The 6,137-nt window shown below is 41.6% G+C and carries 6 protein-coding genes; 3 read left to right on the top strand and 3 right to left on the bottom strand.

Translation table 11 applies throughout. From position 1 onward, the window contains the following. Positions 1 to 84 precede the first annotated feature (84 nt). On the top strand, positions 85 to 381 hold the full coding sequence (locus tag AC1DPZ_RS20130) for a hypothetical protein (protein ID WP_477406738.1): 297 nt from the start codon (positions 85 to 87) through the stop codon (positions 379 to 381). Between the two features lie 313 nt (positions 382 to 694). After that, positions 695 to 1,675, top strand: coding sequence for a TonB family protein (locus AC1DPZ_RS20125; protein WP_477406736.1), 981 nt, complete (start codon positions 695 to 697; stop codon positions 1,673 to 1,675). Here AC1DPZ_RS20125 and AC1DPZ_RS20120 read toward each other — a convergent pair. Further along, positions 1,672 to 3,171 carry a malate:quinone oxidoreductase gene (locus AC1DPZ_RS20120; RefSeq protein ID WP_477406734.1) on the bottom strand — a complete coding sequence of 500 codons (1,500 nt, stop codon included), beginning with the start codon at positions 3,169 to 3,171 and terminating at the stop codon, positions 1,672 to 1,674. The two genes, AC1DPZ_RS20125 and AC1DPZ_RS20120, sit on opposite strands and share 4 nt — an antisense overlap. A gap of 306 nt (positions 3,172 to 3,477) precedes the next feature. Between AC1DPZ_RS20120 and AC1DPZ_RS20115 the strand changes: the two genes are divergently transcribed. Beyond that, positions 3,478 to 4,023 carry a hypothetical protein gene (locus AC1DPZ_RS20115; protein ID WP_477406732.1) on the top strand — a complete coding sequence of 182 codons (546 nt, stop codon included), beginning with the start codon at positions 3,478 to 3,480 and terminating at the stop codon, positions 4,021 to 4,023. Between the two features lie 201 nt (positions 4,024 to 4,224). Here AC1DPZ_RS20115 and AC1DPZ_RS20110 read toward each other — a convergent pair whose 3' ends face one another. Together AC1DPZ_RS20110 and AC1DPZ_RS20105 are read right to left on the bottom strand one after the other, a co-directional pair. After that, positions 4,225 to 5,619, bottom strand: a complete 1,395-nt coding sequence (locus tag AC1DPZ_RS20110) for an arginine decarboxylase (protein ID WP_477406730.1) — start codon at positions 5,617 to 5,619, stop codon at positions 4,225 to 4,227. Between the two features lie 162 nt (positions 5,620 to 5,781). Further along, on the bottom strand, positions 5,782 to 6,137 hold a 356-nt coding region (locus AC1DPZ_RS20105; RefSeq protein ID WP_477406728.1), incomplete at its 5' end, for an arginine deiminase-related protein.

Genomic DNA, 6,137 nt, shown 5'->3' with positions numbered 1-6,137 from the left:
CCGTTAGATGATGTAGCCAATAAATTGGTAAAAGAAAAAAGTAAACCTTTCCCCGAACTGGATTAGCAAAATAACGGCATTACTATGGTACTTGATTCTACCCTTCAGGTTGTAAATAATGAGCTGGCTGATGAAGTTGACCTAAATATCGCCGATGGCACCGTGATCAAGAATTTTTATGATCAAAAAACCGGGTTGAAAGTGAAGCAGGTGGTGGATGGCCCGGTAAATTCAATTATTGAATGGGGCGATTACGAAGGTATAAACGGAGGAGTGAAGGTGCCATTTATTATAAAAACAGCCGTACTGGGCCATCCTGCCAATTTTAAGGTTAAAGAAACCGCCGTGAATAGTAATATGCCGGCTGTGTCATTTCAGTAATTATTTCATCAATATTTTTATATTTAGGGCGCTGGTATTTAATATCGGCGCTTTTTTTTATTTATATGAATAAATTTATACTTGCCTTAATCACTTTTATTGTGTTTGCCAACGTAATCAGATATGTACATCCGAGTATTGATAATGAAGCTTTAAAGGTAGTGGCACATTTGCCCGCCTGTGTTCCCGTCCGCTCATACGGCATCCCCACAAAGTGTTTATATCAAGTGTCTATAAATTTTGTATTAGCAGACGGCTATTAAATATAGCGCCTAAACAATTGACTCGTTAAATTTAATTTGTTCCTAACCCCATGGGTAAAATTACCAACTTGTTTTTATTAATAACACTTTTTTATGCTGGCCAGGCAAGTGCCCAGCAGGATACCATAACATCGTATATGCGCAATATGTACGCTGGTTATGATATGATAAGAGGGACACCCATTGAAAACAAGGATAGTGCCGATTTTATCCGCAGAATTACAAAGCCTGATACCAGCGCGGGCAGCGATCTTTTCCCGGTTACCGATTATTATTTAAACGGAAAACCTAAATTGATTGGTACGTTGGTGATAGGCAACTTCACAGCCGATTTAGAAGGTTCGTGTATTGAATTTTACCCTAACGGGCAAAAAAAGATCATTTGTAGTTACAAAAATGGCAGAAGGGAGGGCGATGCCATCGCTTACTATGCCAATGGAAAGATTTATGAAACCGGCAAATATTACCAGGGAAAGCTGGTACTGGTCTCCTGTAATGATTCAACCGGTAAGGTACTGGCCGAAAACGGTAACGGTAGGTGGATACAGTTAAAGTCGGACTATAAAACCTTGCTGCAGGAGGGCGAGGTAGTTGACGGGCTTGAAGATGGCGAATGGAAGTACTACCCCAGCGATGACGTATATTGCATATGCCAATACCGCAGGGGCGAGTTAATTTCGGGCATCAGTTATGATAAGCAGGGGAATAAATATCCCTTTACCAGTTTTGAGATGCTGCCCGAATTTGACGGAGGTGTACAAGGATTTACAAAGTTTTTACAGAAAAATAGTCATTATCCCACTGATGCAAAGGCCAGGAAAATACAAGGCAGAGTGATACTTACTTTCGTRATAGAAAAAGATGGGTCATTAACGGGCATAAGGGTTGCAAGAAGTATTGACCCCTTGCTGAATGAGGAAGCCATACGTATATTGAAATTAAGCCCACCATGGAAACCCGGCCTTCAAAACGGCCGCCCGGTACGTGTACAGTATACGGTGCCCATAAATTTTAGCCTGGCGGGTCGTTAATCCAGGCCTAAAACCTTACTTGTCCGCTTACGCGTGGCAACGCTCAACGCTTCATCGTTCGATAATGATTGCCCGTACGATGGGATCATCAGCTTCAGTTTTTTCTGCCATTCGGCCGATTTAACATGACTTTTAAAACAACGTTCAATCAGGTGTACCATAATAGGTACAGATGTTGACGCGCCCGGTGAAGCGCCCAATAATGCCGAAATGCTGCCATCTGCCGATGTCACTACTTCGGTACCAAATTCCAGTACGCCGGTATGTTTGGCGTCTTTTTTTATTACCTGTACGCGCTGGCCGGCTATGTCCAACGTCCAGTCTTCGGGTTTGGCAGTTGGCAGGTATTCCTGCAGGGCTTTAAGCCTGTCGGTGGGTGATTGTAATACCTGGCTGATAAGGTATTTGGTTAAAGGCCAGTTATCGCGCCCTACGGCAAGCAATGGGAGTATATTGTTTAGTTTAATAGTGCAAAACAGGTCAAGTAACGAACCTTTCTTTAAAAAACGGGTAGAAAAACCTGCATACGGACCGAAAAGCAATTCGCGTTTGCCATCTATCATCCTGGTATCCAGGTGCGGTACCGACATTGGCGGCGAACCTACCGATGCCTTGCCATAAACCTTGGCCTCATGACGTTTAATAACATCGGGGTTATTGCACACCAGCCATTGCCCGCTTACCGGGAAACCGCCAAACCCCTTGCTCTCCTGGATGCCCGATTTTTGCAGCAGGGGCAAAGCGCCGCCGCCCGCACCAACAAATACAAATTTGGCGTTCAGCTTTCTTTTTTGGCCGCTGGTTTTATCTTTTACGGTAACCAGCCAGCTTCCATCTTTATTGCGTTTAAGGTTGCTTGCATCGTGGTTTAGATGCAGACTTACGCCAGGTTTTTGTTTAAGGTTACTTATTAAGCCGCTGGTTAAGCTGCCAAAGTTTACATCGGTACCAATATCCATAAAAGTAGCAGATACCTCTTCATGCTCATCACGGCCGTCCATTACCAACGGAATCCATTTTTTTATCTGCGCTTTATCCTCAGAGTATTCCATCCCCTTAAAAAAGTGATGTTTAACAAGGGCTTGCTGGCGTTTTTTAAGATAATTTACATTATCGCGCCCCCAAACAAAGCTCATGTGCGGCACCTTACGAATGAAGCTTTGTGGCGATGCGATATATTTTTTATCGATGAGGTAAGTCCAGAATTCTTTGGTGATCTCAAATTGCTCGGCAATTTTGATAGCCTTTTTAATTTCTACTGTGCCATCCGGGAGTTCGGGTGTATAATTCAGCTCGCAGAAGGCGGAGTGCCCGGTACCTGCATTATTCATCGGGGCCGAACTTTCTGCTGCGATAACGTCCAGGCGTTCAAAAATTTCGATGGTTAAATCTGGTTGCAGTTCTTTAAGCATTACTCCCAGTGTGGCGCTCATAATGCCTGCGCCTATTAAAACTACATCAACCGTTGTGCCCGAAACTTTTTCGCTATTAGTCATCTTATTATGATACCTTGTAACAGGTATTTTGAAATTAAATACACCAGTTTATAACCTGATTTTTGCCAAATTGTTATGTTAACAATCTCCTGTCGGATTTATTCGCGGCAGGGGGAAATTAAATCGGACAATTTTAAGGATTTTTTAGACAAAACAGGCTTTAAACTGTCCGAAAATTGCAATAAACCATGTTTAAATTTAAACAGACAGGTTTTTGTACAAATTACCACGGCTATATTTATGATTAATTAACACAAAAAGACTGAAAGGTTGTATATAAATTAATCTACCATTGTAAAACCAATTATGAGTCGAACTAAGTTAAATGCCTGGTTTTTTATGTCGATAGCGGGCTCAATTATAACCGCCTGTGGTCAGCCTAAAACTAAACCTCAGCCTGTGTCAAAAGATATTTCAAAAACTGCAGTACAGGTAGCGGGAAAAAAAGATAGTGTGTTTAATAATCCACAAAAAAACTATGGTACAGCAACAGTTCCCGATCCTTGCGTAAAATGCCTGCTACAGGTAATACAGGAAAGTAAAAGCTTTAAAGATAATGCAGGCAGTTTATCGTCACGGGATATAAATTATACAGTTAATTGGGTGAAAGCATCAGATCCAGCTTTAAAGCCCGATACCAGTAACAGTACTAATGCTATACGGATTGATGTAAAGAGAATAGAAGAAGGTGAAGACAAAATGCTTGTTTCATATGTGTACAACAATACTGATGGTACTATGTACGTCATCAATAAACAAAACAAACCGGAGCATGCGGTATCAAGTATTACCGCCGAATTGTTGAAACAAATCCGCAACAGCTGTTACTGGGGTGTGGCTTCGGGCAAGTGAGATTAGATGTGCAGATATGCAGATTACAGATGTGCAGATGATTTTTTGATGTGCTGAACTGAAACTCAATCCAAAATAGCTGATTAATCTATCCAATCCCGGTTAAGACGAAATAAAGCAATAAAAAAGCGATGAGTACAAACTCATCGCTATAATTCTATAGTTTTCACCGGCAACGGGCAACCTGCCACCCGCAATAGCTTAAGTTGTGTAACCCAGAATCTTTAACACCTGCTTGCTGTTCTGTTCCTCGCCAAAAACCTCGAAGTTGAATGTTTCATCGCGGTTGCGGCGGATGATCACATGCTTTGGTGATGGCAGCAGGCAGTGGTGTATGCCACCGTAGCCGCTCAATACTTCCTGGTAAGCGCCCGTGTTAAAAAAGCCCAGGTATTGTACTTTACGGGTTTTAGGCATAAATACGCTGTTCATATGCGCTTCCTGGTTGTAATAATCCTGGCCGTCGCAAGTAATGCCGCCAAGGTTTACACGCTCATATTCGCTGTCCCAGTTGTTAACCGGCAATAGGATGTATTTCTGGTTCAAAGCCCAAACATCGGGCAGGTTGGTGATGAATGATCCATCAAGCATCAGCCAGCGCTCACGGTCGTTTTGTTGTTTACGGCCCAATACTTTGTATAAAATGCCAGAAGCTTCTGCAACGGTATATTTACCAAACTCGGTAATAATATCCGGTTCCATGGTATCGTGCTCTGCACAGATCTCTTTAATCCGGCTCACAATTTCGTTGATCATGTACTCATAATCAAAATCGAAAACCAATGAATCTTTAAAAGGCATACCGCCGCCAATATCAAGCGTATCAAGTGCCGGGTTTACTTTTTTGAATTTGCAATAAAGTGTTACATACTTTTCCAGCTCGTTCCAGTAGTATGGCGTATCAGAGATGCCGGAATTGATAAAGAAGTGCAACAGCTTCACCTGGAAGTTGGGATTGTCCTCTATTTTATTATGATAAAAATCGATCACATCCTCCATACGTACACCCAAACGCGAGGTGTAAAATTGAGAGTCGGGCTGCTCTTCAGCAGCTATACGGATACCGAGATTACAAGGAGTATCCATCTCAATTTCATCATCATAAAGGTTAAACTCTTCCTTATTATCCAATACCGGGATGATGTTTTTAAAGCCATCATGCAGCATATCAATAATATAGGTTTTGTACTGGAAGGTTTTAAAGCCATTGCAAATTACCGTTACATCCTTGTTCACGGATCCCTTTTTTTCAAGAGCGTCAATCATCGGCATATCAAACGCTGATGATGTTTCCAGGTGGATCTCGTTTTTTAGGGCCTCTTCAACTATATGTTTAAAGTGCGAACTTTTGGTGCAATAACAGTATTTATAGCTGCCGCGATAATTATTTTTAATAATAGCCTGCTGGAATAACAGCTTTGCCTGCTGTATCTTTTTAGATATCATGGGCAGATAAGTGAAGCGCAGGGGGGTACCATACGTTTCAATCATCTCCATCAAATTAAGGTCCTGAAAGTATAGTTCATCGTCGATGATCTCAAAACCATCCTGTGGGAAACCTACACTTAAATCAAGAAATTCCTGGTAACTCTGCATCCTTAAAAAATTTGGGGCAAAAATGTGATTTTTAAACGGAATAAACCGCTATTTGTTGGGATAAAATTTATAGTTTGAATGTAATTTGTTTGTTCGCTATAGATCAGAATTCATAGACCATGGTAGGTGAGATGGAAATTCGCTATAATCTATAAACATCGATTACGAACTTAATGGCAAATGCACCTCAGCCATCATGCACCTGGCACTGCCGCCTCCATTGGTTTCAATAGTGTTGATATCAGCATAAACCAACCTGCCATATTTTTCCAGCGTAGATTTTTGATCCCCGTCTAATGCATCAAAAGCGTTTTTCGACATTACGATCAGCGTTTCGCCTTTATTGTTTTTCACTTCAAGCATATTACCCGCAAACCGGTTCATTTGTTCAAAGTTGATAGAAACTACTTCTTTTTGGGATGACTTGAGTGATTCTAAAACCGTAATACGCTCATGCGGGTTTGGAATGCTATCGGCACAAATAACCGCGAATTTGCTGCCCACGCACATCAATACAT

The sequence above is a fragment of the Mucilaginibacter sp. P4_G9 genome (assembly GCF_056400985.1).
This window is presented reverse-complemented; position numbering and strand designations above follow the sequence as displayed.